We start from the raw sequence: 25,159 nt of genomic DNA, 5'->3' as shown, positions 1-25,159 counted from the left end.
GGCCCTACGATGTTGCCCATGACCCAGCCCATGCCGTATCAGCAGCCCGGACAGTTCGGGCCCGGACCGTATCCGCCGCCGATGCCGCGGACCAGGCCCGTCCTGCGCAAGAAGCAGGCGCTGGCGCTGCCGATCATCACCATCATCCTGGGTTCGCTGGTGATGGGATTCTTCGTGCTGGCGACGGTGATGGGCAACAAGGGCATCGCGGTGCTCGCGATCGTGCTGAGCGCGACCCTGTCCAGCATCGGCATCCTGCTGCTGCTCTGGCTGGACCGCTGGGAACCCGAACCACCGCACCTGCTGGTGGCGGCATTCTTCTGGGGCGGTGGGGTGTCCCTGGTGCTGGTGCTCATCCTGAGCGCCTTCGTCGAACCCCTGGGCAGCGGCGACTTCTTCAGCGCCGTGATCGCCGCCCCGCTCACCGAGGAGACCTCCAAGGGCCTCTTCCTGGTGCTGATCCTGCTCGCCAGCCGCCGCGGCCGGGCCGAGTTCAACAGCCTCACCGATGCCCTGGTGTACGCCGGCTTCATCGGCATCGGCTTCTCCTTCGTCGAGGACATGATGTACATCGCCGGGCAGAACAGTGTCGGCGAGGCGCTGACGCTGGCCGGGATCCGGCTCGGGCTGGGCGCGTTCTCACACTCGATCTACGTCTCGATGACCGCGATCGGGCTGTGGAAGGGGATGAACTCCTCCGGGGCGATGCGCGTCATCTGGCCGTTCCTCGGCTGGTGCGGGGCGGTCGCGCTGCACGCCATCCACAACGGCTCCACCTTCTTCGGCACCGGCGCCTACTTCCTGGCCCTGGTGTTCGTCGCCTTCCCCGCGCTGGTCTTCCTGATCGTGATCGGCGTACGCTCCAGCCGCCGCGAGGGCAAGGTGGTCCGCCAGCAGCTGCCGGCGATGGTGCACGCCGGCTGGATCACCCCCACCGAGGCCGGCTGGCTCGGCAACCTCCGCGGCCGCAAGGAGCAGCTGCGCAGCGCCAACGCCCAGGGCCCGGAGGAGAAACAGCGGCTGCGGGCCTTCCGGGACAACGTCACCGAGCTCGCCTTCGTCCGCGACCGGCTCGATGAACAGCAGCGGCGCCGCCAACCGCTCAGCCCGGAGCTGCTCGCCCAGCACGACGACCTGGTGACCCTGATCCGGAACAGCCAGCAGTGGGTGCAGCAGCGCCTCGAACCGCACGCCGGCGGCTGGCAGGCCCTCCCCGGGCAACCGGGCATGGCCTACCGGCGCTGATTGTCGGCTCGCGCGCGGCGCGGGGTCGCTTGGTTTCGACTCGCTGGCGCTCGCTCAACCGGTGTGTGGCTTCGACTCGCTGGCGCTCGCTCAACCGACGCGGGTGAACGCTGTACATTCGGGGCCGTGACGATCCAGGTACGGACCATCCCGGCGAGCAAGCATCTCGAGTTCATCGACTCCCGCCCCTCCGCCAGCTTCCTGCAGACCCCGGCGTGGGCGAAGGTGAAGTCGGAGTGGGGTTCGGAATCACTGGGCTTCTTCGATGGCGAGAACCGGCTGGTCGGGGTGGCGCTGGTGCTCTACCGGCAGGTGCCGAAGCTGAAGCGCTACCTGGCGTACCTGCCGGAGGGACCGGTGCTGGACTGGGAGACCGCCGACCTGGCCGAGCTGCTGCCGGCGCTCGTCCGGCACTGCCGCAACCAGGGCGCGTTCGGCGTACGCATCGGACCCACCATCGTGGCCCGCGCCTGGTACGCCGACACCATCAAGGCCGCGATCGCCGATCCGCAGATCGACAAGCTCAGCCAGGCCACCCCCGACGAGACCAACCTGACCGCGACCCGGGTGCACAACGAGCTGCGGCACTTGGGTTGGCTGGCGCCCCGACCCGAGGGCGCCGGATTCGCCGCCGGTCAGCCCCGGTTCAACTTCTGGCTGCCGCTGGCGCAGGCCGACGGTACGCCGAAGACCGCCGACGAGCTGTTGAAGGGGATGAACCAGCTCTGGCGGCGCAACATCAAGAAGGCCGAGAAGGCGGGGGTGCAGGTACGCCGCGGCGGTCGCGAGGATCTGGCCCGGTTCCATCGGATCTACACCGAGACCGCCGAACGCGATCACTTCACTCCGCGGCCGCTGAGCTACTTCGAGACGATGTGGGACGCGCTCGGCGCCGAGGGTGACCGGATCCGGCTCTACCTGGCCGAGCACGAGGGTGATCTGGTCGCCGCGACCACCTGGGTCCGCGTCGGTCGGCACGCCTGGTACTCCTACGGCGCCTCCACCTCGCACAAGCGGGAGGTCCGCGGATCGAACGCGATCCAGTGGCGGATGATCACCGACGCGCTCGATGCCGGCGCGACGATCTACGACCTGCGCGGCATCACCGAGGGTCTGGAGACCGACGACCCGCACCTGGGGCTGATCCAGTTCAAGGTCGGTACCGGGGGCCGCGCCGTGGAGTACCTCGGCGAATGGGATCTGCCGATCAACAAGCCGCTCTACCGGGCTTTCGACGCCTATGTGAACCGCGGCGCGCTGCTGGGGCTGGGCAAGAGCCTGGTCCGCAACCCCGGCCGGATCGTCGGCGCCGTCGGCCGCCTCGGCGGCCGGCAGGTGAACGCGCTGCGCCGACTCGCCAAGGACGCCCGCCGATGAGCACCGGGCGCGCGCTGCTGCTGCACTCGGCGTACGGGCTGACCGAGGGCATGCGGGGGCTCGCCGCCGGGCTGCGGGAGCGCGGCCTCGAGGTCACCCTCCCCGATTTCTATGACGGCCGGACCTTCCACGACGCCGCGGACGGGCTCGTCTACCGCGACGAGATCGGTTACTGGGAGCTGTTCGCGCGGCTGCCGGAGTTCGACTTCGACGGTGCCCTGGTGATGGGCTGCTCGCTCGGCGCGAGCTTCACCCAGCACATCGCCGCCCGCAATCCGGGGGTACGCCTGGCGGCGCAGATCGGCCGGGTGAACCCGAACCGCCCGGACAAGGTGTGGCCCGGGGTGGCCGTCCAGGTCCATCAGCTCGCGGGCGACCCGTGGGTCGCCGACGCCGACGCGGTGGCGTACGGGGAAATGGTCGAAGCCTCCGGCGCGCGGTACGAGCGGTTCGTCGCGCCCGGGGAGGGCCACCTGTTCACCGAGGTGGACCAGCCCGAGTACGACGCCGAGCTCACCCGGCTCACCCTGGACCGGATCGTCGCCAGCCTGCGCTGACCGCTGACCGCGCTGACCCCTGACCGCGCTGACCCAGCCGCGATCCAGCGAATCCTGGGTGCATCTCCCTATCCCTGGAGGGCAAGGGGGATGCAGTTTGGGTTCGCTGGATCACCGGAGGGCCTACCCGCGCCGGCGGCGCCGGCGACCGATCGCGATCAGCGCCACGCCCGCGGGCAGCATCCCGAAGGCCAGCAGCAGCTGCCACAGCTCCCAGTCGTTACCGGTGTTCGGCATCGGCGGCTGACCGGGCTGACCCGGGGGCAGCGGGTACGGCGGCTGGCCCGGACCCGTGGGCGGCTGCCCCGGCCCCGGCGGCTGGGTCGTCGGCGGCTGACCCGGATTCGTCGGCGGCTGGGTCGTCGGCGGGTTGGTCGGCGGTACCGGCTTGTCGTTGACCGTCACCGTCGCGGTCGCGGAGTTGTCGTCCCCGGCGGGATCCTCCACCGCGGCGATCCGGACCGAGTTGGCGGCCTGCCCGGCCCGGTCCAGGCGTACCACCAGTTCCAGGGTCGCGGTCTGGCCCGGCGCCAGGTCACCGATCGTCCAGGTGCCCTGCTGGTACCGCCCGGTGCCGGTCCGTGCCTCCAGCACCGTGGCCCCACCCGGCAGCTGCTCGGTCACCGTCACCCCGGTCGCGGTCGACGGACCGGACCCGGTCGCGGTGATCGTGTAGCGCACCTGGTCACCGACCGTGACCGCTCCACTCGAGGCGGTCTTGGTGACCGCGACGTTGCTCTTCCCGGTCACGGTGCTGGTGGTGGTACCGGTGTTGTCGGCCGGATCCGGGTCGCGGGTGTCGCTGGTCACCGAGGCGGCATTGCTCAGCTCACCGCGCGTGGCCGGGGCGACGGTCGCGTTCACCGTCACGGTGAAGTCCGTCCCGGCGGCCAGCTGGGCAGCGGTGCAGTCGACCGCGTTCCCGGTGATCGCACAGGTCATCCCGTCCGGTACCGGGCCGAGGGTCGGGTTGGTCACCCCGGCCGGCAGCGTGTCGTGCAGGCGTACGCCGACCGCGGCGGCCGGGCCATCGTTGCGGACGGTGAGCTCCCAGCCGACCGGCTCGCCGGCGACCGTACCGCCGGAGACGACCTTCTTGGTGACGCTCAGATCGGCGGTGGCGACCACCGGCGTGGTCACCTGGGCGGTGTTGTCGCCCGGGTTCGGATCATCCGGCGAGGTCACGGTGGCCGAGTTGGTCAGCGCACCGAGGGCCCGCTCGGACACCTTCGCGGCGATCGTGATCGTCATCGTGCTGTCGGCGGCGATGACGCCCGGATCACAGGTCAGCACCTGGCCCTGGACCGGGGTGCAGGTCCCCGTGCTGGGCGTGACCGAGGTGACCTCGACCCCGGCCGGCAGGGTGTCGGTGACCGCCACCCGGCGCGCCGGGCCCGGGCCGGCGTTGCGCACCGTCAGCGTCCAGGTCAGGTCCCCGCCGGGGTTGACCTGGGCGGCGCTGGCGGTCTTGGTGATCGACAGATTCGCCGGCGCGGTCGGCGTGCCGACGTTGCTGCTGTTGTTGCCCGGGTTCGGATCCGGATCGGGCGAGCTCACCGAGGCGGTGTTGCTGAGATCGCCCTGTTGATCGACCGCGACCGTCCCGGTCACGGTGATCACCTGGCTGGCGCCGGCCGGCACCGTACCCAGGTCGCAGTCGAGTACGCCGCCGGTGATCGTGCAGCGCTGGTCGTCGACCTGCGGGTTCTGCAGGCCGGTCGGCAGGACGTCGGTGACGGTCGCCTGCTGGGCGGTGGACGGGCCGGCATTGCGGACCGTCAGCGTGTACCGCAACTGCGCACCCGGCACCGCCGGTGAGGGATCGGCCGTCTTGGTGATCGACAGATCGGCGCTCCGCCCGATCGTGATCGGGTCGGCGTCGTCGCGGTTGTCACCCGGATCGGGATCGCTGGTCGGCGAGCCCACCTCGGCGGTGTTGACCAGGGTGCCGGTGGCGTCCGGGTCGACGGTGCCGCGCACCTGGATGGTCACCGTGCGGCCCGGGGCCAGGTCGCCGAGGTCGCACCGGTTGGCGGTGCAGGTGCCCTGCGAGCTGGTCAGGGTCAGGTCCCGGACCGCGGCCGGTGCCAGATCGGTGAGGGTCACCGTGCGGGCGACCGAGGGTCCGTCGTTGCGGACGGTGATCGTCCAGGCGACCGGCTGGCCGGCGGTCACCGTGCCGTTCTTGACCACCTCGGTGTTGATCGCCTTGGCCACCGACAGATCGGCGCTGCCGGTCACCTCGGTGGTCGTGGTGGCGGTGTTGTTGTCACCGGTGCCGTCGAAGCTGCCGCTGGTCACCTCGGCGGTGTTGGTGATCGGCTCCAGCCGGTCGGCCGGCACGTCGGCGGTCAGCCGCACGGTCAGCGCGTTCGCATCACCCGGGGCCAGCGGGCCGTTCGCCCGGCAGGTGAGCAGCCCGTCGGTGATCGCGCAGGTCATCCCGGCGGGTGCGGTGACCTGCGGGTTGCCGAGCCCGGCCGGGATCCGGTCGGTGAGCACGACCCCGGTGGCGGTCGAGGGACCGTTGTTGGCCACCCGGAGTTCCCAGGCGATCTGGGTGCCGGCGACGACCTGCGCGGGCCCGGTCTTGGTCACCTGGACATCGCTGCTCGGGCTGACCGGGATCGCGTCGGTGGAGGTGTTGTCGCTGCCCTCACCGTCGGGGTCCTCGGAGCCGACACTCGCGCGGTTGATCACCTGCTGGTCCGCATAGTCGGCGGGCAGCCGGCCGCTGACGGTGATCCGGACGGTCTGTCCGGGCTGCAGCTCACCGAGCGCACACGCGCCGGTCGGCGTACACGCCACCCCGTCCGGGGTCTGGAACGTCACATCGCTCAGCCCGGCGGGCAGGCTGTCGGTGACCGTCGTATTGCGGGCGGTGGACGGGCCGTCGTTGGTGACGATCAGCGTCCAGGTCGCCAGCCCCTCGGGCCCGGGCGCACCGGGGATGACCGCGGCGCCGGGGTCGTGGGTCTTGGTGATCGACAGGTCCGCGTCGCGGGTGACGGTGGTGGTCGCGTCGTCGCTGCGGCCGTCGTCGCCGCCCGGGTTGGGCTCGGGGGTCGGCGAGGTGACGGTGGCGGTGTTCACCAGCTGCTGGCCGGTGTACGCCGCCGAGACGCCGGCGTTGACCATCACGGTGATGGTGACGTCGTCGCCGACCCCGACCGTGCCGAGATCGCAGTTGACGGTCCCGCTCGGGCCGCCGGCATCGATGCGGCACTGGCCCTGATCGGTGCGCACGGTGGCGCCGGTCAGGCCCGCGGGCAGCTCGTCGCGGACCGTCACGCCGGTCGCGAACGACGGGCCGGCGTTCTGCACCCGCAGCGTCCAGCTGATCGGCTGGCCCGCCACGATGGTTGCGGGGCCGGTCTTGGTGATCGTCAGATCGGCCTGCGGGGTGGTCGGCTCGGTGCTGGTGGCCGAGTTGTCGCCGGTATTGCCGTCCGGCGTGGTGCCGGTGACCGAGGCGACGTTGACCACGTCACCGGTCAGGTTCGCATCGACCCGGACGGTGACCTCGATGGTGACCGTGGCGTTCGGCGCCAGGGTGCCGAGCGCGCAGTCGAGCTGCTGCCCGGTCATCGTGCACTGGCCGGCGGAGGCGGTCGGCTCGCCGACGACGCTCAGCCCGGCCGGCAGCCGGTCGGCGACCGTGACACCCTCGGCGGTCGACGGCCCACCGTTGCGGACTGTGATCGTGTAGCGCTCCTCGGTGCCCGGCACCAGCGGTCCGGTGGTCAGCTGCTTGCCGATCGACAGATCGGCGTTGCGGGTGACCGCGACCGTCGAGGTGTCGTTGTTGTTGCCGCCGTCGGGATCCGCGGTCGGGCTGGAGATGCCCACCGAGTTGCGGATCGCGGTACCGGCGTAGTCCGGGGCCACCGTGCCGGTGACGGTCAGGGTGACCGTCTGGCCCGGGGTCAGGTCCCCGATCGCGCAGTTGGCCGGATCGGCGCAGGGCTGCCCGTTCGGCAGCAGCACCCGGCCACCGACCAGGCCGGCCGGCAACTGATCGGCGACGCTGACGGTACGCGCGGTCGAGGGCCCGGCGTTGCGTACCTCGATCGTCCAGGACACCGGCGACCCGGCGACCACCTCGGCGGGTCCGGTCTTGGTCACCTGGACATCGGCCGATTCGCCGACCGTGCCGTCGGCGGACCCGGAGTTGTTCTGCTGGATCGGATCCGGGGTGGCGCTGGTGGCGGTGGCGGTGTTGGTGAACCCGGTGTCGAAGATCTGCCCGACGGTGCCGGTGATCCGGATCGTCCGGCTGGCCCCGACGGCCAGGTCACCGAAGCCACAGCTGACGTCCTGACCGGTGACGGCGCAGGCCGGGTCGTCGGCGGTGATCCCGCCGACCTGGCTGGGCACCGGGTCGGTGAGCGTGACCGCGCGGGCCAGCGAGGGCCCGTTGTTGGTGACGGTCACCTCGAAGGTGATCGGCGCACCCGCGACCACGGACCCGACGATCTTCTTGTCCACCTCGAGATCGGCGGAGGCGGCGGCCGGGGTGGTGGCGGTCGAGGTGTTGTCGCCGGGGGTCGGATCCGGGGTCTGCGATTCGATCCGGGCGGTGTTGGCCACCTCGGCACCGGAGTAGTCGGCGGCCAGCGTGCCGGTGATCCGGAGCTGGCGGGAGTCGCCGGCGGCCAGGGTGCCGATCGGGCAGGTCACCGTACCGCCGGTGATCTGGCAGGCGGTGCCGTCGGACAGGGTCGCGGTCGGGTTCACCAGACCGGCGGGGAGCTGGTCGGTGAGTTGTACGCCGACCGCGGTCGACGGCCCGTTGTTGCGGGCCGTGATCGTCCAACCGGCCGCCTGGCCGGCGGTGAAGGTGCCGGCGTCGGCGACCTTGCTGACCGACAGGTTCGCGCTGCTGGTCACCTCGGTGGTCGTCGTCGCGGTGTTGTCGTCACCGTTCGGATCGGTGGTCTGCGAACCGACGGTGGCGGTGTTCACGACCGGCTCGGTGCGGCCCTGATCGATGGTGCCGGTGACGGTGATCTCGACACTCGCCCCCGGCGCCAGGTCGCCGAGCGGGCAGGTCAGCGCCCCGTCCGCGATCGCGCACTGGGCGCCGTTCACGGTGGCGGTCGCGCCGCTGATACCGGCCGGGATCTGATCGGAGACCAGGACCGCGCGGGCGACCGAGGGCCCGGCGTTGCGGGCCGTCACGGTCCAGCTGACCGAGGTACCAGCGGTGGCGGTGGCCGGGCCGGTCTTGGTCACCGACACGTTCGCGGTGGTATCGATCGGCACGGTGGAGGTGCCGGTGTTGTTGCCCGAGTCAGGGTCATTGGTCCCCGCGGACACCTCCGCGGTGTTCACCAGTTCACCGGTGACACCCGGATCGACGGTGCCGGTGACCTGCACCGTGACCGTGCCGCGAGCCGGAATCCGGTCGACCGCGCAGGTCACAGCGCCGTTGATGACCTGGCAGGGGACCCCGTTCAAGGTGACCGAAGCACCGGTCACCCCGGCCGGCACGGTATCGATGATCCAGACACCGGTGGCATCGGAGGGGCCGTTGTTGGTGACGGTCACCGTCCAGCCGATCGGGCCGCCGGCGGTGGCCCGCTCGGCGGTCGCGGTCTTGGTCAGCGCCAGATCGGCGCTGCCGCCGACCGGGGAGGTGGCGTCGTCGGAGTTGTTGCCTGGGTTCGGATCGGCGGTGGTGCTGGTGGTGGTGGCCCGGTTGGTCAGCTGACCGGTGAAGCCGGCGCCGACGGTACCGTCCACCCGGACGGTGATCGCGTTGTCGGGCGCCAGATCCCCGAGCTGACACTCCAGCGCACCGGCGGCGTTGACCGCGCAGCTGCCCGCATCCGGCGTACCGCCGGTGATCGTGACCCCTGTCGGGGCCGGATCGTCGAGGGTGATCCCGCGGGCGGTCGACGGGCCGGCATTGCGGATCGTGATCTGCCAGCTGACCGGCGCGCCCGCGACCGGATTCTCGGTGAGCAGGGTCTTGGTCACCGACAGATCGGCCGCCGAGGCGGTCGGCTCGGTGCTGGTGGCGGAATTGTCGCCGGTGTTGCCGTCCGGGGTCGTCCCGGTGACCGAGGCGACGTTGACCACGTCACCGGTCAGGTTCGGATCGACCTGGACCGCGACCTGGATGGTGACCGTGGCGTTCGGGGCGACGGTGCCCAGGTCACAGCTCACCTGCTGCCCGGTCACGGTGCAGGTGCCGGCGGAGGCGGTGGGCTGGCCGACGACGGTCAGGCCATCGGGCAGGTGGTCGGTGACCAGCGCGCCGGTCGCGGTGGACGGGCCGGCGTTCCGGACCGTGATCGTGTAGCTCTCCTGGGTGCCGGGCACCAGCGGCCCGGTGGTCAGGGCCTTGCTGATCGACAGGTTCGCGTCCCGGTTCACGGTGACGACCGAGGTGGCGTCGTTGTTGCCGCCGTCGGGATCGGCGGTCGGCGTGGAGGCCGACGCGGAGTTGCGGATCGTGGTGTCGGCGTAGTCCGGGGCGATGGTGCCGGTGACGGTCAGCGTGACCGTCTGTCCGGGCGTCAGGTCCCCGATCGCGCAGTTGCTCGGATCGGCGCAGGGCTGGCCGTTCGGCAGCAGCACCCGGCCACCGACCAGGCCGGCCGGCAACTGATCGGCGACGGTGACGGTACGCGCGGTCGAGGGTCCGGCGTTGCGTACCTCGATCGTCCAGGACACCGGCGACCCGGCGGTCACCTGGGCCGGACCGGTCTTGGTGATCTGGACATCGGCCGATTCACCGACCGTGCCGTCGGCGGAGCCGGAGTTGTTCTGCTCGTTCGGATCGGGCGTGGTGCTGGTCGCGGTGGCGGTGTTGGTGAACCGATCGCTGAAGCTCTGGCTGACCGTGCCGGTGATCCGGATCGTCCGGCTGGCGCCGACCGCGAGGTCACCGAGACCGCAGGAGACGTCCTGCCCGGCGACGGTGCAGGCCGGGACGTCGGCCGCGACGCCGGTGATCTGGCTCGGCACCGGATCGGTCAGCGTGACCGCGCGGGCCACCGAGGGCCCGTTGTTGGTGACGGTCACCTCGAAGGTGATCGGTGCACCGGCGACCACGGTCCCGACGATCTTCTTGTCCACTTCGAGATCCGCGGAGGTGGCGACCGGGGTGGTGATGCTGGTCGTGTTGTCGCCGGCGTCCGGATCGGGGGTCTGGGAGGTGATCTGCGCGCCGTTGGTCACGCCGGTACCGGCGTAGTCGGCGGCCAGCGTGCCGGTGATCCGGATCTGGCGTACCTCACCGGTGCCGAGGGTGCCGATCGGGCAGGTCACCGTACCCTCGGCGATCTGGCAGTCGACATCGCCGATCCGGGCGGTCGGGTTGTTCAGTCCGGCCGGCAGCTGGTCGGTGACCTGGACCGCGGTCGCCGTCGACGGCCCGTCGTTGCGGACGGTGATCGTCCAGCCGACCGGCTGGCCGGCGGTGAAGGTCGGCGAGTCCGCCGCCTTGGTGATCGACACATCCGCGCTGGCGGTGACCTCGGTCGTCGTCGTCGCGGTGTTGTCGGTACCGTTCGGGTCGGTGGTCTGCGAGGCGACGGTGGCGGTGTTCACCACCGGTTCGGTACGCGCCTGGTCGACGGTGCCGGTGACGGTCACCTCGACCGTCGCACCGGGCGCCAGGTCACCGAGCGGGCAGGTCAGCGCACCGTTCTGGACGGCGCACTGGTTCCCGTTCACCGATGCGGCGGCGCCGTTGACACCGGCCGGGATCTGATCGGTCACGACGACCGCGCGGGCGACCGAGGGGCCGGCGTTGCGGGCGGTCACGGTCCAGCTGATCGTCGTACCGGCGGTGGCGGTCGCCGGGCCGGTCTTGGTCACCGACACATCGGCGGTGGTGTCCACCGGCACCGTGGCGGTGCCGGAGTTGTTGCCCTGGTTCGGGTCCGGGGTGGTCGCGGTCACCGAAGCGGTATTGGCGATCTCACCGGTCGCGGCCGGGTCGACGGTGCCGGCGATCGTCACGGTCGCGGTGCCGCCGGGCGCGATCCGATCCACGGGGCAGGTGTACGCCCCATCGGCCAGTGCGCACGGGCTGCCGTTGATCGTCACCGTCGGGTTGCGCACCCCGGCGGGCAGCCGGTCGGTGATCCGGACACCGGTGGCATCCGAGGGCCCGTTGTTGGTGACGGTCACCGTCCAGCCGATCGGACCGCCCGCGGTGACCCGCTCGGTGGTCGCGGTCTTGGTCAGCGCCAGGTCGGCGCTGTTCGCGACGGGTGCGGTGGCATCGTCGGAGTTGTTGTCACCGTTCGGATCCGAGGTGGTGCCGGTCGCGGTCGCGCGGTTGGTCAGGTCCCCCGTGAAGTCGGAGTTGACCACACCGGCGACGCGGACCCGCACCTGCGCGCCGGGGGCGATGTCGCCGAGCTGGCATGACAGCGCGCCGGCGGCGTCGACCGCGCAGCTGCCCGCATCCGGCGTACCACCGGTGATCCGGGCACCCGCCGGGGCCGGATCCTCGAGGGTGATCGCGCGGGCGGTCGACGGACCGGCGTTACGAACGACGACCTCCCAGGCGATCGGGGCACCGGCCACCGGATTCTGGGTGAGCAGCGTCTTGGTCACCGACACGTCCGCCGACGGCGCGGTCGGCTCGGTGCTCGTGGCGGAGTTGTCGGCGGTGTCGCCGTCGGGCGTGGTGCTGGTCACCGAGGCGACGTTCACCACCTGACCGGTCAGGTTCGGATCGACCTGGACGGTGACCCCGATCGTCGCGGTGGCGTTCGGCGCCAGGTTGCCGAGCGCGCAGTCGACTTGCTGGCCCTCGACGGTGCAGGTACCGGCGGTGGTGGTCGGCTGACCGACGACCGTCAGCCCGGCGGGCAGCCGGTCGGCGACCGTCGCCGCGTCGGCGGCCGAGGGGCCGGCGTTGCGGACGGTGATCGAGTAGGTCTCCTGGGTGCCCGGGACGAGCGGCCCGCTGGTCAGGGTCTTGGCGATGGACAGGTTCGCGTCCCGGTTCACCGCGACGGTGGAGGTGTCGTTGTTGTTGCCGCCGTCGGGATCGGCGGTCGGGGTGGCGACACCGACGGAGTTGCTGATCGTCGTCGCGCTGTAGTCGGGCGCCACCGTGCCGGTGACGGTCAGGGTGACCGCCTGGCCCGGGCCCAGGTCACCGATCGCACAGTTGGTCGGGTCCGGGCAGGGTTGCCCGTTCGGCAGCAGCAGCTGGCCGTTGGTCAACCCGGCGGGCAGCTGGTCGTTGACGCTGACCGCACGCGCGGTCGAGGGCCCGGCGTTGCGGACCTCGATGGTCCAGATGATCGGCGAACCGGCGGTCACCTGCGCGGGGCCGGTCTTGGCGACCTGCAGGTCGGCGGACTCGCCGACGACGCCGTCGGCGGAGCCGGTGTTGTTCTGCTCGATCGGGTCGCGGGTGTCGCTGGTCGCGGTGGCGGTGTTACGGAATCGGTCGTCGAAGCTCTGGCTGACGGTGCCGGTGATCCGGATCGTCCGGCTGGCGCCGACGGCCAGGTCGCCGAAGCCGCAGGCCACGTCCTGGCCGGTGACGGTGCAGGCGGGGTCGTCGACGGTGATCCCGCTGATCTGGGTGGGGACCGGGTCGGTCAGGCGTGCGTTCCGCGCCACCGAGGGCCCGTTGTTGGTGAGGGTCACCTCGAAGGTGATCGGCGCCCCGGCGACCACCGGGCCGACGATCTTCTTGTCCACCTCGAGATCGGCGGCGGCGGCGACCGGGGTGGTGGTGCTGGTCGAGTTGTCGGCGCCGTCGCCCTCGGGGGTCTGCGAGGAGACCTGGGCGGCGTTGGTGAGGTCGGCACCGGCGTAGTCGGCGGCCAGGGTGCCGGTGATCCGGAGCTGGCGTACCTCACCGGTACCGAGGACGCCGATCGGGCAGGTCACCGTACCGCCGGTGAACTCGCACGAGGTGCCGTCGGGCAGGGTCGCGGTCGGGTTGACCAGACCGGCCGGCAACTGGTCGGTGACCTGTACGCCGACCGCGGCCGACGGGCCGTCGTTGCGGACGGTCAGCGTCCAGCCGACCGGCCGGCCCGCGGTGAAGGAGTCGGTGTCGGCGACCTTGGTGATCGACAGGTTCGCACTGCTGGTCACCTCGGTGGTCGTCGTGGCGGTGTTGTCGGCGCCGTTGGGGTCACCGGTCTGCGAGGCGACCGTGGCGGTGTTGGTGACCGGTTCGGTGCGGCCCTGGTCGATGGTGCCGGTGACGGTGATCTCGGCGGTCGCGCCGGGCGCCAGGTCACCCACCCGGCAGGTCAGCGCACCGTTCTCGACCGCGCAGGCGTTGCCGTTGAAGCTCGCGGTCGCGCCGTTGACGCCGGCCGGGAGCGGGTCGGAGATGACGACCGCGCGGGCCACCGACGGGCCGGCGTTGCGGGCGGTCACGGTCCAGCTGATCGAGGTACCGGCGGTCGCGGTGGCCGGGCCGGTCTTGGTCACCGACAGGTCGGCGGCGGCATCCAGCGGCACGCTCGAGGTGGCCTCGTTGTTGCTCGGGTCCGGGTCGGGGGTGGTCGCGGTCACCGACGCGGTGTTGGCGATCTGGCCGGTCGCGTTCGGATCGACGGTGCCTGTGATCGTCATCGTGGCCGTGCCGCCGGCGGCGATCCGGTCCACCGGGCAGGTGAAGGTGCCGTCGGTCAGCGTGCAGGCGGTGCCGTTGATGCTGGCGGTCGGGTTCTGGACACCGGCCGGGACGGCGTCCTTGATCTGTACGCCGGTGGCATCGGAGGGGCCGTTGTTCGTCACGGTCACGGTCCAGCCGATCGCGCCGCCGGCGGTGGCCCGCGGGCTGGTCGGGGTCTTGGTCAGCGCCAGGTCCGCGCTGCCGCCGACGGGTTTGGTGACGGCGCCGGAGTCGTTCTCGGTGTTGGGATCCGGGGTGGTGCTGGTCGCGGTGGCCCGGTTGGTCAGGTCGCCGCTGAAGTCGGGGTTGACCACGCCGTCCACCCGGACGGTGATCTGGTTGCCGTCGCCGGGGGCGAGATCGCCGAGCCGGCAGTCGAGACCGCCCTGCGGGTTGACCGCGCAGGTGCCCGCATCGGGCGTACCGCCGGTGATCCGGACGCCGGCCGGGGCCGGGTCGCTCAACGTGATCGCGCGGGCGGTGGAGGGTCCGGCGTTACGGACCGTGACCTGCCAGGAGATCGGCGCGCCGGCGACCGGGTTGGCGGTGAGCAGGGTCTTGGTCACCGAGACATCGGCGCTGCTGCCGACGGTGCTGGTGACCTCGTCGGTGGCCGGGTCGGACGGGGTCTGCGAGGTCGCGGTCGCTGAGTTCGCGATCTGGGTGCCGTCGGGGGTGTCGGCCGGGATCCGCACGGTCAGGGTGATCGTGCGCACCTCGCCGGCCCCGACCCCGACGCTGGCGAAGTCGCAGGTGAGCGTCGTCGGCGTACCGCTGGGCGTACAGGCCCCGCCGCCGTCCGCGGTCGCGGACACGTATTCGGCGGGGGCCTGGATGGTGTCGGTCACCCGCACCCCGCGGGCCACCGACGGACCGTCGTTGCCGACGGTGATCCGATAGGTGACGGTGCCGCCGGCGACCACCGGCCCGCTGGTGAGTTCCTTGTTGATGGTCAGCTTCGCGGCCTCACCGATCTGGTCGGTGGTCGTCGAGCTGTTGTTGTCGGGGTTCGGGTCGGTCGTGGTGGTCGCGACCCGGGCGGTGTTGGTCAGTGTCTGGCCGGTGCTGCGGGCATCGAGCTGGTAGCGGACCAGGATGGTGATCGACTGACCGGGGGCCATGTCACCGAGGACACAGGTCATGTCCGGGCCCTGGGTCGGGTCGGAGCAGGAGCCGGAGCTGGGCACCGCGTCGACGAAGACGGTGCCAGCCGGAGCGGGGTCGGTGGCGATGACACCACGCGCCAGCGAGGGGCCGTTGTTGGTGACGGTCAGCTCATAGCGCATCAGACCGCCGGCGATCGGCGTACTGGCCGAACGCTTGACCATCGACACGTCGGCGACGCTGTCGACGGTGCTGTTCACCGTCGACTGCCGGGTTCCCGCACCCGGGGTGGTCGAGCTGACCGAGGCGGTGTTCGTGATTGTCGAACCGGCTTCGACCGCCGGATCGACCACGGCCTCGACGACGACGGTACGCGAGGTGCCGGCCGCCACCGTGCCGAAGTCGCAGCGCAGATCCTGGCCGGTGAGCTGGCAGGCCGGATCGCTGACACCGACGGGGCGCACCTGCGTCGGGAAGGGGTCGGTGAGCACCACCGCGGTGGCATCGGACGGACCGGCGTTGGCGACGATGACCCTGTACTCGATGGTGCTGCCGGCCACCACCCGCTGCGGCGCTTCCTTGCGGATCCGCAGGTCGGCGGACTGGGTGATGTCGGCGGTCACCTCGGCGGTGTTGTTCGCGGTGTTCGGATCGGGGGTATCGGTGGTGGCGGTGGCCACATTGCGCAGGCTGCCGGTGGCGTTGGAATCGACGGTGCCGGTCACGGTGATCCGCACCACGTCCTTGGCGGCGATCACCGGGCGGCTACAACTCACCGTCTGGCCGGTGACGGTGCAGGGCTGGCCGGCGATGGTGGCCGAGGCGATCCGGAAGGAGCTCGGGAGCTGATCGGTGACCACCAGGTTGCGGGCATCGGAGGGACCGTTGTTGGTCGCGGTGATCACGTAGCTGGCCGTGCCGCCGGCGACCAGCGGCGAGGGGCTGACCGTCTTGGCCAGCGCGATGTCCGCCTGGGCGGCGACGACCACCCGCGCCGAGCTGGTGTTGTTGGCTGCGTTGGTATCGGTGGTCGAGGTCTGCACCTGGGCGGTGGCGGTGATGGTCGTGCCCGGCGGTACCGAGTTGTCGACCAGCGCCCGCAGGGTGATCGGCGGCAGCGTCTGGCCCGGCTGCAGCGTTCCGACGTTGCAGGTGACGGTGGTGCCGGTGACGACGCAGGCGCCGCCGGAGGAGCCGGCGACCGGGGTCATCCCCGGCGGTACCTGCCCGGTGACGACCACGTTCTGCGCGGTCGAGGGACCGTTGTTGCCGATCACCAGCTGGAAGGTGGCCTCCGCGCCGGCATTCACCGTCTGGGTGTCGGGAGTGAGGGTGACGAAGACGTCGGCCCGACCGGTGACGGTGCTGGTCGAGGTGGAGGTGTTGTTGCTCGAGGTCGGATCGTCGGGGGTGGCCGCGGTGACCGTGGCGGTGTTGCTGGAGGTACCGCGGGCATCGGCGGCGACCCGGCCGACGATGGTGATCGTGGTGCTGCCGGGCTCAAGATTGCTGATGGTGCAGGTTACCGTCTGCCCGGAGGTGCTGCAGGGGGAACTGCTGGAGACGAAGCTGACCCCGCTCGGCAGGGTGTCGGTGACCCGTACGCCGGTGGCCGCGGACGGCCCGTTGTTGGTGACCTGCAGGGTGTAGGTGACCTGTTCCCCCGCGACCAGGGTGCCGTTGCCGCTGGTGGTCTTGACGATCGACAGGTCGGCCTGCTGACCGCCGCTCGCGGTGTAGGTGGAGGTGTTGTTGCCCGGCACCGGGTCCGATGTGCTGGAGGACACCTGTGCGGTGTTGGTGAGCGGCCCGGAGCCGCCGGCCGGGGTCTGCACCCGGATGCTGGCCGAGGCGATCTGCTGGGGCGCCAGGTCGCCGACCTGGCAGGTGACGGTCCGCCCGTTGATCGTGCAGCCGCTGTTCGCCGAGACGAAGGTCACCCCGTCCGGCAGGGTGTCGGTGATCACCGCATTCCGGGCCGTCGAGGGCCCGTTGTTCAGCACCGAGAGGTTGTAGGTGATGGCATCGCCGTAGTTGAACTGGGCCGGGCTCTGGGTCTTGCTGAGCTGCAGGTCCGCGCTGGTGGTCGGGGTCACGGTGACCGAACCGGTGTTGTTGCCCTGGTTCGGGTCCGCGGTGTCGGAGGTCGCGGTGGCGGTGTTGGTCATCGCGGCCTGCCGGTCGGCTGCGACCAGATAGGTGGTGGTCACGGTGACCGAGGCGCCGGCGGCGATGGTGCCGATCTGGCAGTTCACCGTGCCGGTACCGGAGCAACTGCCCTGGCTGGTGGTTGAGGACACGAAGGCCAACCCGGTGGTCGACGGGTCGTTCAGCGTCACGTTGGCGGCGTCGGAGGGGCCGTTGTTGGTGATCTTGATGCTGAACCGGACCTGCTGTCCGGCCACCACCGGATTGGTGAGCGCGGTCTTGACGACCTGCAGGTCCGCCTGCGGGGCGACCGTGACGGTGGCGCTGGCGGTGTTGTTGGCCGCGTTCGGGTCGGTGGTGGTGCTGGAGACCCGGCCGGTGTTGACCAACTGGCCGCTCGGCGTACTCGCCGCGACCTTGGCGACGATGGTGATCGGGATGCTCGCCCCGACCGCCAGCGAGTTGGCCTGACAGGTGATGGTGCCGCTGGACTCGGTGCAGGTGGTGCCCGCGGGCGCGGTGGCCGAGACGTAGCTCATCCCGGTCGGCAGCACGTCAGTGATCTTGACCGCGCTGGCCACCGAGGGCCCGGCATTGGCGGCGGTCAGGGTGTAGGTGACGTTGTTGCCGGGTGCGACGGTGGTCGGGCTCGCGGTCTTGGTCAGGCTGACATCGGCGGCGGTGGTCACCCCGGTCTGCACGGTCGCGGTGTCATTGGTGCTGTTGTAGTCGGACGTGGTCGAACTCACTGTCGCGGTGTTCACCTGGGCCGTCGTCACATCCGGCGAGATCGTCGTCGTGATCGGCACGGTGACGCTCGCCCCGTTCGCGAGCGAGCCCACCACACAGGTCACGTATCTGCCGGACACCGAACAACTCGTCCCCGCGGGTGGCGCCGAGGAGACATAGGTGGTCCCTGCGGGGAGCGTGTCGACGAACTGGGCGCCGGTGGCCGTGCTCGGGCCGTTGTTGGTGACGGTCACGTTGTAGGTGACGTTGCTGCCCGCGGTCTGGGTGGTGGGCGTTGAGGTCTTGCTGATCGCCAGGTCGGCGGCCGGTGCGACGGGGGTACTGACGCGGCCGGACAACGAGGTCTTGGCGCTGCCATCCCGGTCGGTGTACGCCACCGAGGCCTGGTTGGTGATCGTCTGCTCGGCCCCGGTGGGCAGAATCCTGGCGCGGAACTTGGTCGTGACCGCCGCTCCGGGCTCGATGATCCCGCCGCTCGTGCCGGTGGCACCCTCGCCGACGTTGAACCGGACGGCATTGTTCGCGTAACTGCCGACGTCGCCGTCGACGGCGTCGGTCTTGGTACCGGTCTGGCCGGCGGTGGGGCTCGCGGTGACCGACAGCGTCCCCGGGACGTAGGCGGTGTTGGTCGGGATCTGATCGGTGATCACGCTGCCGGTCGCCGGGGACCCACCCTGGTTGGTGGTGGTCACCGTGTACTCCATGATGTCCCCGACCTGTGCGGGGCCGGAGGTCCGGCTGATGTTGGTCTGCGTCTTGGTGGTGACCAGGCAGGCGCCGGTACCGAAGCTGATGTTGTCGAGGAAGTTGCCGACCGACAGCACCCCACCTGCGGAAGAGACGGCCCGGAAGGCGAAGCGGGTGGTGGTCTGCCCGGCGGGCACGACATAGGTGCCGGTGTACTTGCCCCAGGCGGTGTTCCCGTCCGTCATCTGGCGGGTGAAGTTCGGCGTGGCGCCGGGGGCGCCGAGATCGAGCGCCATCGTGTCGGTGCCCTGCCGGCCGCGGTGGTCGAGGCTGTAGTAGAGGGTCTGGCCGGGCGTGGTCGCGATGTCCTGGTAGAGCGTGGAGGGCTGGGTCGCGTTCAGCTCGGCGAACTGGCTGCCCGAAGAGGAGGGTACGCCGTTGAAGCCGCGCCGCCAGAGCTCGATCAGCTTGTCGCTGGCGGTGGTGGACCAACCGGGCACCGAGGTCTGCGGAAGCTGCGCGTTGCTGCTCGTGAGCACCGGTTGCTCGAAGCCGCCGTTGACGAGGGCGACGGTGTTCAGACAGGCAACCGGGTCCTGCCCGTCCGGACCGGGCGCGGCGTAGGCGGGGGTGCTCGGGATCGGCAGCAGGCCGGGCATCACGAGGGATGACGCAAGCACCAACCACGCAACCACCGGGTGGAGCTTGGTGGTCCGTCTGCGCTGGGGGTGACGCATGGTGGAGCCTTTCGACCGGCCCGGGGGCGGTCCGTAAGGTGCCCACCCCCAAAGGCACACTTGCCGGCGAGCTTAGCCACTGGTCGACATTTCTGCACCCCCTGATGTCAACCCGCGGTGGAAGGTTGGGCACCGCCACCGGCGAGGGCGCCCCGGTAACGTGAGGTCCGTGACCGGACTGACGCTGACCATCGACGCCGACCGCTGGCGGGCGTACGCCCGTGGCCTCACCGAACGGATTCCGGGACTGGTCCCGGTCGCGAAGGGCAATGGCTACGGCTTCGGCCTGCAGCGCCTCGCGGCCGAGGCGACCGCGCTCGGCCTGGACACCCTGGCCGTCGGTACCCCGACCGAGGCCGCGGCGATCAAGGAGCATTTCGCCGGCGACATCGTGATCCTGCTGCCCTGGGAGCCGAACGATCCGCATGCGGTCGAGCAGGCCCGCGATCCGAGGGTGATCGTGACCGTCTCCCGGCTCACCGATCTCGAGGTGCTGGCCAACCTCGGCGGCGAGCGCCCGCGGGTACTCGTCGAGGTGCTGACCAGCATGCACCGCCACGGCCTGCCCAGCGAACACCTGCAGGCCGTCCAGGCCTGGCAGGACTTCCTCCAGCTCGAGGGCTGGACGGTGCATCTGCCGCTGGCCGCGAACGGCTCCGGCTACCGTGGCAACCGCACCGAGGCGGAGACCCTGGCCCGGATGGCGCGCGATGTGGCCCCGGCCCCGATCTGGTTCTCCCATCTCGACGACGCCGACTATCTGGCGCTGGCGGCCGAGCTCGGTGAGGGGCAGACCCGGCTGCGGATCGGTACCCGGTTGTGGCTGGGTGATCCGGCGGCGCTGCGGGTGACCGCGACCGTGCTGGACGTGCACCCGGTGAAGCGGGGCCAGCGGATCGGCTACTGGCAGCGGCCCACGGTCACCGACGGCTATGTCGTGGTGGTCTCCGGCGGTACCGCGAACGGGATCGGCCTGGAGGCGCCGAGCGTGGCGAAGAACGTCCGGCAGCGGGCGATCTCCTTCGCCACCGGCGGCCTGGAGGCGGCCGGCCTGGCGCTCTCCCCCTACACCATCGGCGGCGCCAAGCGCTGGTTCGTCGAACCCCCGCACATGCAGTCCTCGCTCGTCTTCGTCCCCGCCAAGGTCGAGCCGCCTCAGGTCGGCGAAGAGATCCCGGTCGAAGTACGCAACACCATCGCCACTTTCGATCACGTGGTGACCCCCGACGCTGGCTGAGCGAGCGAGGAACGAGCGAGTCGAAGCCACCCGAGACGCTCATCGAGTAGCAACCCCGGCAGAGCGAAGCGGCGCCGGGGTTGCGTGTCGAGATGAGGCCACCGCCACGCCGGGCTCTGCCGGGACCACGTCCTCTCGACACGGCCGCAAGCGGCCTACTCGAGGACCGTACGCGGGTCAGTCGCGCAGCTTGCCCCGTAGCTTCGCGGTGTCCGCGGCCGTCCAGCCCAGGCTTTCCAGCATCGGCTCGATCCCGCCGTGCTCGCGGTCGGCATACGCCAGGAAGGCGCGCATCGTCTCGGGCTTGGTGAGGTGGGAGTCGATGTCGCGGCCGTCGAGGTTTTCCCGATAGGTGTCGGAGCCGAGCAGTCGTTCGATGATCTGCGGCATCCGCTCGGAGGAGGCGGCGTAGTCGGCGATCACCGCGTCCTCCTCGGCGCCGGCCAACAGCAGCGCCAGCGCCACCGTGGTACCGGTGCGGTCCTTGCCGGCGGCGCAGTGCACCAGCGCGGCGCCCTCGGCGTTGGCGATCGCGCGGAGCGCGGCGAGCACCGACTCGGGTCGTTCGGCGAGGAAGGACAGATAGGTGGAGGCGAACGCGTCATCGACGGTGACTGTCGGCTTCTTGCCGGCGAACGGCAGCGCGTCCCCGGGGAGCTCCTGACCGGCCCCGTCGGTGTTGTCCGGCAGCACATCCTCGGGGTCGTTCTGATCGCGGGCGTCGTAGCGCTCGGGGATGAACGAGTAGTGGTGGATCCGGACCCGCGGGTCACCGACCAACGGCCCGTCACCGGTGTGGTGCACCTCGTACGCCGAGCGCAGATCGATCACATCGGTCAGCCCGAGCTCGATCAACCGGTCGACGTCGGCCGGGGTGAGGTCCTGCAGATTATCGCTGCGGAGCAGGCGATTCGGGCGGATCTGACCGCCGTCGGTGGTCGGCGTACCACCGACATCGCGGGCATTGACCAGGGAATCGAACTCGAGCCACGTCACGACCGTGATCCTAGGTGTACTCGGCCGGGAGGTTGGTTACAGACGGCTGATTGGTGGGAGGCCGTTGAGTGCTGTGTGGCGTCGTCGAGTGTTGTAGAACTCGAGCCAGGGCGCAAGGGCGTTGGTGCGTTCGGTGTTGGAGGTGAAGACCTGGCGGTAGGCCCACTCGGTGGCCAGGGTCCGGTTGAACCGTTCGACCTTGCCGTTTTGCCAGGGGCAGTGGGGTGTGATGAACAGGTGTCGGGCCCTCAGCGCTGCGATGACCTCGGCCACCGCGTGGGATCGGCGGTAGGAGAGGTGGTTGTCGGTGAGGACCCGTTCGATTCGGGGAATCCCTTGGGTGGTGAAGAACGCGGCGGCTCGTTGCAGGAATCCTGCGCAGGTGGGGCCTTTCTCGTCGGGCAGGATCTCGGAGTACGCGAGCCGGGAGTGGTCATCGACCATCGAGTGGACGTAGTCGTAGCCGATCTTGGTCGTGCGGGGCCGGGCTCCGCGGCCGTGGGCCTTCCAGCCCCCACCGTCGGGGATCTTGCCGATCTTCTTCACATCCACATGGACCAGCTCCCCGGGCCGCTCGCGTTCGTAGCGGACCGCGGTGCTCTTCGAGGCGCGGATGACCTCCCCGGTGAGCGGGTCACACTCGCGCAGGTAGGGCATCTGGTGGCGGCGCAACACCCGGGACACGGTCCGGGCTGGGACGCCGAGCTCGGGGCCGAGCCAGTCCTGGCCTCGGCGTTCGGTGCGGCGGGCAGCCACGATGGCGTCCTCGACCTCGGCCGGGGTCTGGTTCGGGCAGTGGTGCAGGCGTGAGGACCGATCCCGAAGACCGGCCACGCCCTGGGCCCGGTAGCGGTTGATCCAGCGGTGTGCGCACTGCCGCGACACCCCTTGGGCCTTGGCGGCGTGGGCGACGGCCCAGCCCTGTTCACAGACCCGCTCGATGAGCAGTTGACGGCCTCGTTCGTTGAGGCGGGCGTTACGGTGGGACATGAAGACCTCCGGCCGGTCGATGACGTAGACACTCACCACCGCACCCGGAGGTCTTCCTCACGTCAACAACCGACCAGCAGTGTCACCAACCTCCCGGCCGAGTACAGCTAGCTGCACCCACCGATGAACACCGACTCTCACAAGTCGTGGATCACTCCTAGGGGTCCTGCCACTCACCCACTCGCCGACCTTGATGCTTGCGTACACCACTCACAGTGGGATTCAGAGGACGGTCCCCACCGGGTCCTGCCACCGGATCGCCGTCGCCATGCGGCGCACCAGAACCCGGATGTTCCGTGCGGCTCGGTCCAGTGGGGCGGCGATCGGGGCGATCTCCTCTACGGCACCGCGCCGCCCGCTCCGCAGGGGCGAATGCCGGACGACGGCCAGACCCTCGCGGGTGGCCGAGCTGACCCGCACCGCCGTACACCGTGCCGTGCAGCCGGATCGCGGCAAAGCCCGCTTTTGGGCGGCACGAGCAGCCATTCGAAGCGTGTCGGGTAGATCCGCTCACTCCGGGGGGCCGCATGATTCACCCCAGCTGGCTGAGGGCGGCACCCGTGGGTCACATCAGCTAGTCCTGGGCCTCGCCGAGGCGCGCTTCGGGCGTGAGCTCGGCGGAGAGACCGCCGCCGGTCGCAGCCCGGGCGAGGGCGCGGCCCAGCGATGGTGCCTGCTTGAACAAATTGTGCCCGGCCACGAAGAAGACAGAGCCTGCCTCCCACACGGCCACGCCGTCCTCACTCCACGGGAGGTCGGTCACCCAGCAGTGGAGGAAGTCGCGCGGCTCTGGGTGGAGGCCGGGCAGCGCCCGTGCCACGTAGTCGCGTGCGCGTTCGTCCAGTGATCGAATGGCCGCAGGGTCGATGAAGGTTCCGTCGTTGCGGACGCCGACGGTCTCGCTGAGTCCGACGGAGTAACTGCTGTTGCCCGGTAGTGGCGTCGCGTAGACGCCGACTTCGCCGAAGACGCCGCTGCTGTCCTGCAGGCACGCGACTCGTGCCGGGGCGGTGGCTTTCACGTCGAAGGTCAGGCGTACGTGTGCGGCGAGGCGAACCGGCAGCGACAGGCCGATGCTGCGTGCCAGGCGGGCGGTTTCGCGGCCGGCGCACACGACCACCTTGGAGTAGGCAGCCCGGTCGGTGACGCTGCGCACCTCGACCGTCCCATCGGTGCGGGGCTCGATGGAGATCACTTCTCCGGTGGTGACGGCGTCTCCGAGGGCACCGACGAGTGCCCTGATCGCGGCGCGGGTGCGGATCGCGCCGCCGGACTCGTCGAGCACCGCTGGCCCCGAGTACTCCGCAAGCAGCGGCATTCGCTGGGCGACCCCGGCTGGATCGAGCTCGTGCGCTTGCACGCCGCCGACCTGGTCGAGCACACGGAGCCGTGCCAGTGCGCTGTCGCCGATCGCCACGACACCGTCTGATGAGATCAGCTCGACGCCGAAGTGGTCAGCCCACTCATCCCATACGCCGCGGCTCTCCCGCGCGAACGCCACGAGCCGCGGGTCGTCGTGAGCATGCCGGAAGATCCGCGACTCGCCTGCGGATTGACCCGTGCCGGGCAGACCGGCCTCATACAGGCGCACCGGTACGCCCTGCTCTCGCAGCGCGTACGCCGTGGACAGGCCGACGATCCCTCCCCCGATCACTGCTACCTCGGGTGATCGCGTCGTGGCGGCGCCGTTGTCAGGTTTCGTCAACGAGGTTCCCTTGTCTATCTGTTGGGACATGCGATAGGCACAAGAGAGGGGGCCGCTGCGACGCCGTCAGCGGGCTGGGCAAGCCCGAAGTTGGCGTGTGCAGCGACCCCTCCTCTCTGGCCAGTACTCCCGGTCTGTGGTGTCAGGCGGGGAGCTTGGAGGCCAGTACGTCGAGCTTCTCGATCGTGGGTTCGGAGAACAACGTGCCGGTCTGCTCGCCAAGAGCTACCGCTACGGGGCCGGACAGGTGGGCGTCACGTCCGGCGTCATCGGGGAATACGTCGAAGATCCCGAACGAGGACGGCCCGAGGCGGATCGCGAACCACGCGGTGGTCGCCTGCTCTTCCTCGACAAGCGCACGACCGCTGTCAAGGAACTCCCTCACGTCGTCCTCCTTCCCGGGCAACGCGTCAAACCTGACCAGCAGTCCCTTGGTCACACTCATGACTTCTCCTCTTCCTGTTTCGGGGTGCCCGCGAGTTGGGTCACTATTGCGTCGGAGAACGCAGACAGGTCCTCCGGCGAACGGCTGGTGATGAGATTTTTGTCGACCACCACGTCTTGGTCGACGACGTCGGCGCCGGCGTTGCGCAGGTCCGTGCGAATGCTCGGGAACGACGTCAGGGTACGACCGGTAACCACGCCGGCCTCGATCAACGTCCACGGCCCGTGACAGATCGCCGCCACTGGCTTGCCGCTCTCGACGAAGTCGCGGACGAAGGAAACGGCGTCCTTGTCGACCCGGAGCTGGTCGGGGTTCACCGTGCCGCCGGGCAGCAGCAGGGCGTCGTAGTCGCCCACCGAGGCGTCGGCGACCAGCCCGTCGACAGTGAACGCGCCCGCTTCATCCAGGTCATTCTCACGGGCCTTGATCTCGCCGTCGTGGATCGAGAGGACCTCGGTCCGAGCGCCGGCCCGGTCCAGTGCCTCTCGGGGCTGCTCAAGTTCGACGCGCTCGACCCCGTCCGCGGCGAGAATCGCGACCCTCCTGCCCTGGAGATCCGCTGCCAT

The 25,159-nt window shown here is 70.5% G+C and carries 10 protein-coding genes; 4 read left to right on the top strand and 6 right to left on the bottom strand.

The window, feature by feature from the left end:
* Positions 1-18: 18 nt before the first annotated feature.
* The 3 genes from C8D81_RS12385 (at position 19) to C8D81_RS12375 (ending at position 3,179) form a co-directional block, all read left to right on the top strand.
* Positions 19-1,245 (top strand): PrsW family intramembrane metalloprotease, encoded by a 1,227-nt coding sequence (locus tag C8D81_RS12385; RefSeq protein ID WP_166646796.1) that lies wholly within the window; start codon positions 19-21, stop codon positions 1,243-1,245.
* A gap of 126 nt (positions 1,246-1,371) precedes the next feature.
* On the top strand, positions 1,372-2,622 hold the full coding sequence (locus C8D81_RS12380) for a lipid II:glycine glycyltransferase FemX (RefSeq protein ID WP_133626157.1): 1,251 nt from the start codon (positions 1,372-1,374) through the stop codon (positions 2,620-2,622).
* Positions 2,619-3,179, top strand: a complete 561-nt coding sequence (locus C8D81_RS12375; protein WP_133626156.1) for a dienelactone hydrolase family protein — start codon at positions 2,619-2,621, stop codon at positions 3,177-3,179. Before C8D81_RS12380 ends, C8D81_RS12375 begins: the two co-directional genes overlap by 4 nt.
* A gap of 123 nt (positions 3,180-3,302) precedes the next feature.
* On the opposite strand, the gene C8D81_RS12370 is transcribed toward C8D81_RS12375, so the two are convergent.
* The gene (locus C8D81_RS12370) at positions 3,303-19,142 is read right to left on the bottom strand and encodes a DUF7507 domain-containing protein (RefSeq protein WP_133626155.1); all 15,840 of its coding nucleotides are present in this window, start codon (positions 19,140-19,142) and stop codon (positions 3,303-3,305) included.
* 247 nt (positions 19,143-19,389) lie between these two features.
* Here C8D81_RS12370 and C8D81_RS12365 point away from each other — a divergent pair, with 247 nt between their 5' ends.
* Entirely contained in the window at positions 19,390-20,457 is a 1,068-nt protein-coding gene (locus C8D81_RS12365) for an alanine racemase (RefSeq protein ID WP_229237958.1), read from the top strand.
* 177 nt (positions 20,458-20,634) lie between these two features.
* On the opposite strand, the gene C8D81_RS12360 is transcribed toward C8D81_RS12365, so the two are convergent.
* The 5 genes from C8D81_RS12360 to C8D81_RS12340 all read right to left on the bottom strand — a co-directional run bounded on the left by C8D81_RS12360 (position 20,635) and on the right by C8D81_RS12340 (position 25,159).
* Positions 20,635-21,453, bottom strand: a complete 819-nt coding sequence (locus C8D81_RS12360) for a tyrosine-protein phosphatase (RefSeq protein WP_094404401.1) — start codon at positions 21,451-21,453, stop codon at positions 20,635-20,637.
* Between the two features lie 36 nt (positions 21,454-21,489).
* Positions 21,490-22,443 carry an IS481 family transposase gene (locus C8D81_RS12355; protein WP_133626304.1) on the bottom strand — a complete coding sequence of 318 codons (954 nt, stop codon included), beginning with the start codon at positions 22,441-22,443 and terminating at the stop codon, positions 21,490-21,492.
* Between the two features lie 574 nt (positions 22,444-23,017).
* The gene (locus C8D81_RS12350; protein WP_179257975.1) at positions 23,018-24,148 is read right to left on the bottom strand and encodes an NAD(P)/FAD-dependent oxidoreductase; all 1,131 of its coding nucleotides are present in this window, start codon (positions 24,146-24,148) and stop codon (positions 23,018-23,020) included.
* 142 nt (positions 24,149-24,290) lie between these two features.
* A complete protein-coding gene (locus tag C8D81_RS12345) occupies positions 24,291-24,593 on the bottom strand; it encodes a putative quinol monooxygenase (protein WP_094404398.1) in 303 nt (100 codons plus the stop codon).
* Positions 24,590-25,159 carry a type 1 glutamine amidotransferase domain-containing protein gene (locus tag C8D81_RS12340; RefSeq protein ID WP_094404397.1) on the bottom strand — a complete coding sequence of 190 codons (570 nt, stop codon included), beginning with the start codon at positions 25,157-25,159 and terminating at the stop codon, positions 24,590-24,592. The genes C8D81_RS12345 and C8D81_RS12340 overlap by 4 nt, the downstream gene beginning before the upstream one ends.

The sequence above is a fragment of the Enemella evansiae genome (assembly GCF_004362375.1).
In the GTDB taxonomy this organism is placed as follows: Bacteria; Actinomycetota; Actinomycetes; order Propionibacteriales; family Propionibacteriaceae; genus Enemella; species Enemella evansiae.
The sequence above is the reverse complement of the archived record's forward strand: the minus strand, read 5'-3'. Positions and strand labels throughout refer to the sequence as shown.

Bases quoted from the DNA above. Each gene is read 5' to 3' on its own strand.
- C8D81_RS12385 (WP_166646796.1), top strand. From the start codon at position 19: ATGACCCAGCCCATGCCGTATCAGCAGCCCGGACAGTTCGGGCCCGGA.
- C8D81_RS12375 (WP_133626156.1), top strand. From the start codon at position 2,619: ATGAGCACCGGGCGCGCGCTGCTGCTGCACTCGGCGTACGGGCTGACC.
- C8D81_RS12370 (WP_133626155.1), bottom strand. From the start codon at position 19,142: ATGCCCGGCCTGCTGCCGATCCCGAGCACCCCCGCCTACGCCGCGCCC.
- C8D81_RS12355 (WP_133626304.1), bottom strand. From the start codon at position 22,443: ATGTCCCACCGTAACGCCCGCCTCAACGAACGAGGCCGTCAACTGCTC.
- C8D81_RS12345 (WP_094404398.1), bottom strand. From the start codon at position 24,593: ATGAGTGTGACCAAGGGACTGCTGGTCAGGTTTGACGCGTTGCCCGGG.
- C8D81_RS12340 (WP_094404397.1), bottom strand. From the start codon at position 25,159: ATGGCAGCGGATCTCCAGGGCAGGAGGGTCGCGATTCTCGCCGCGGAC.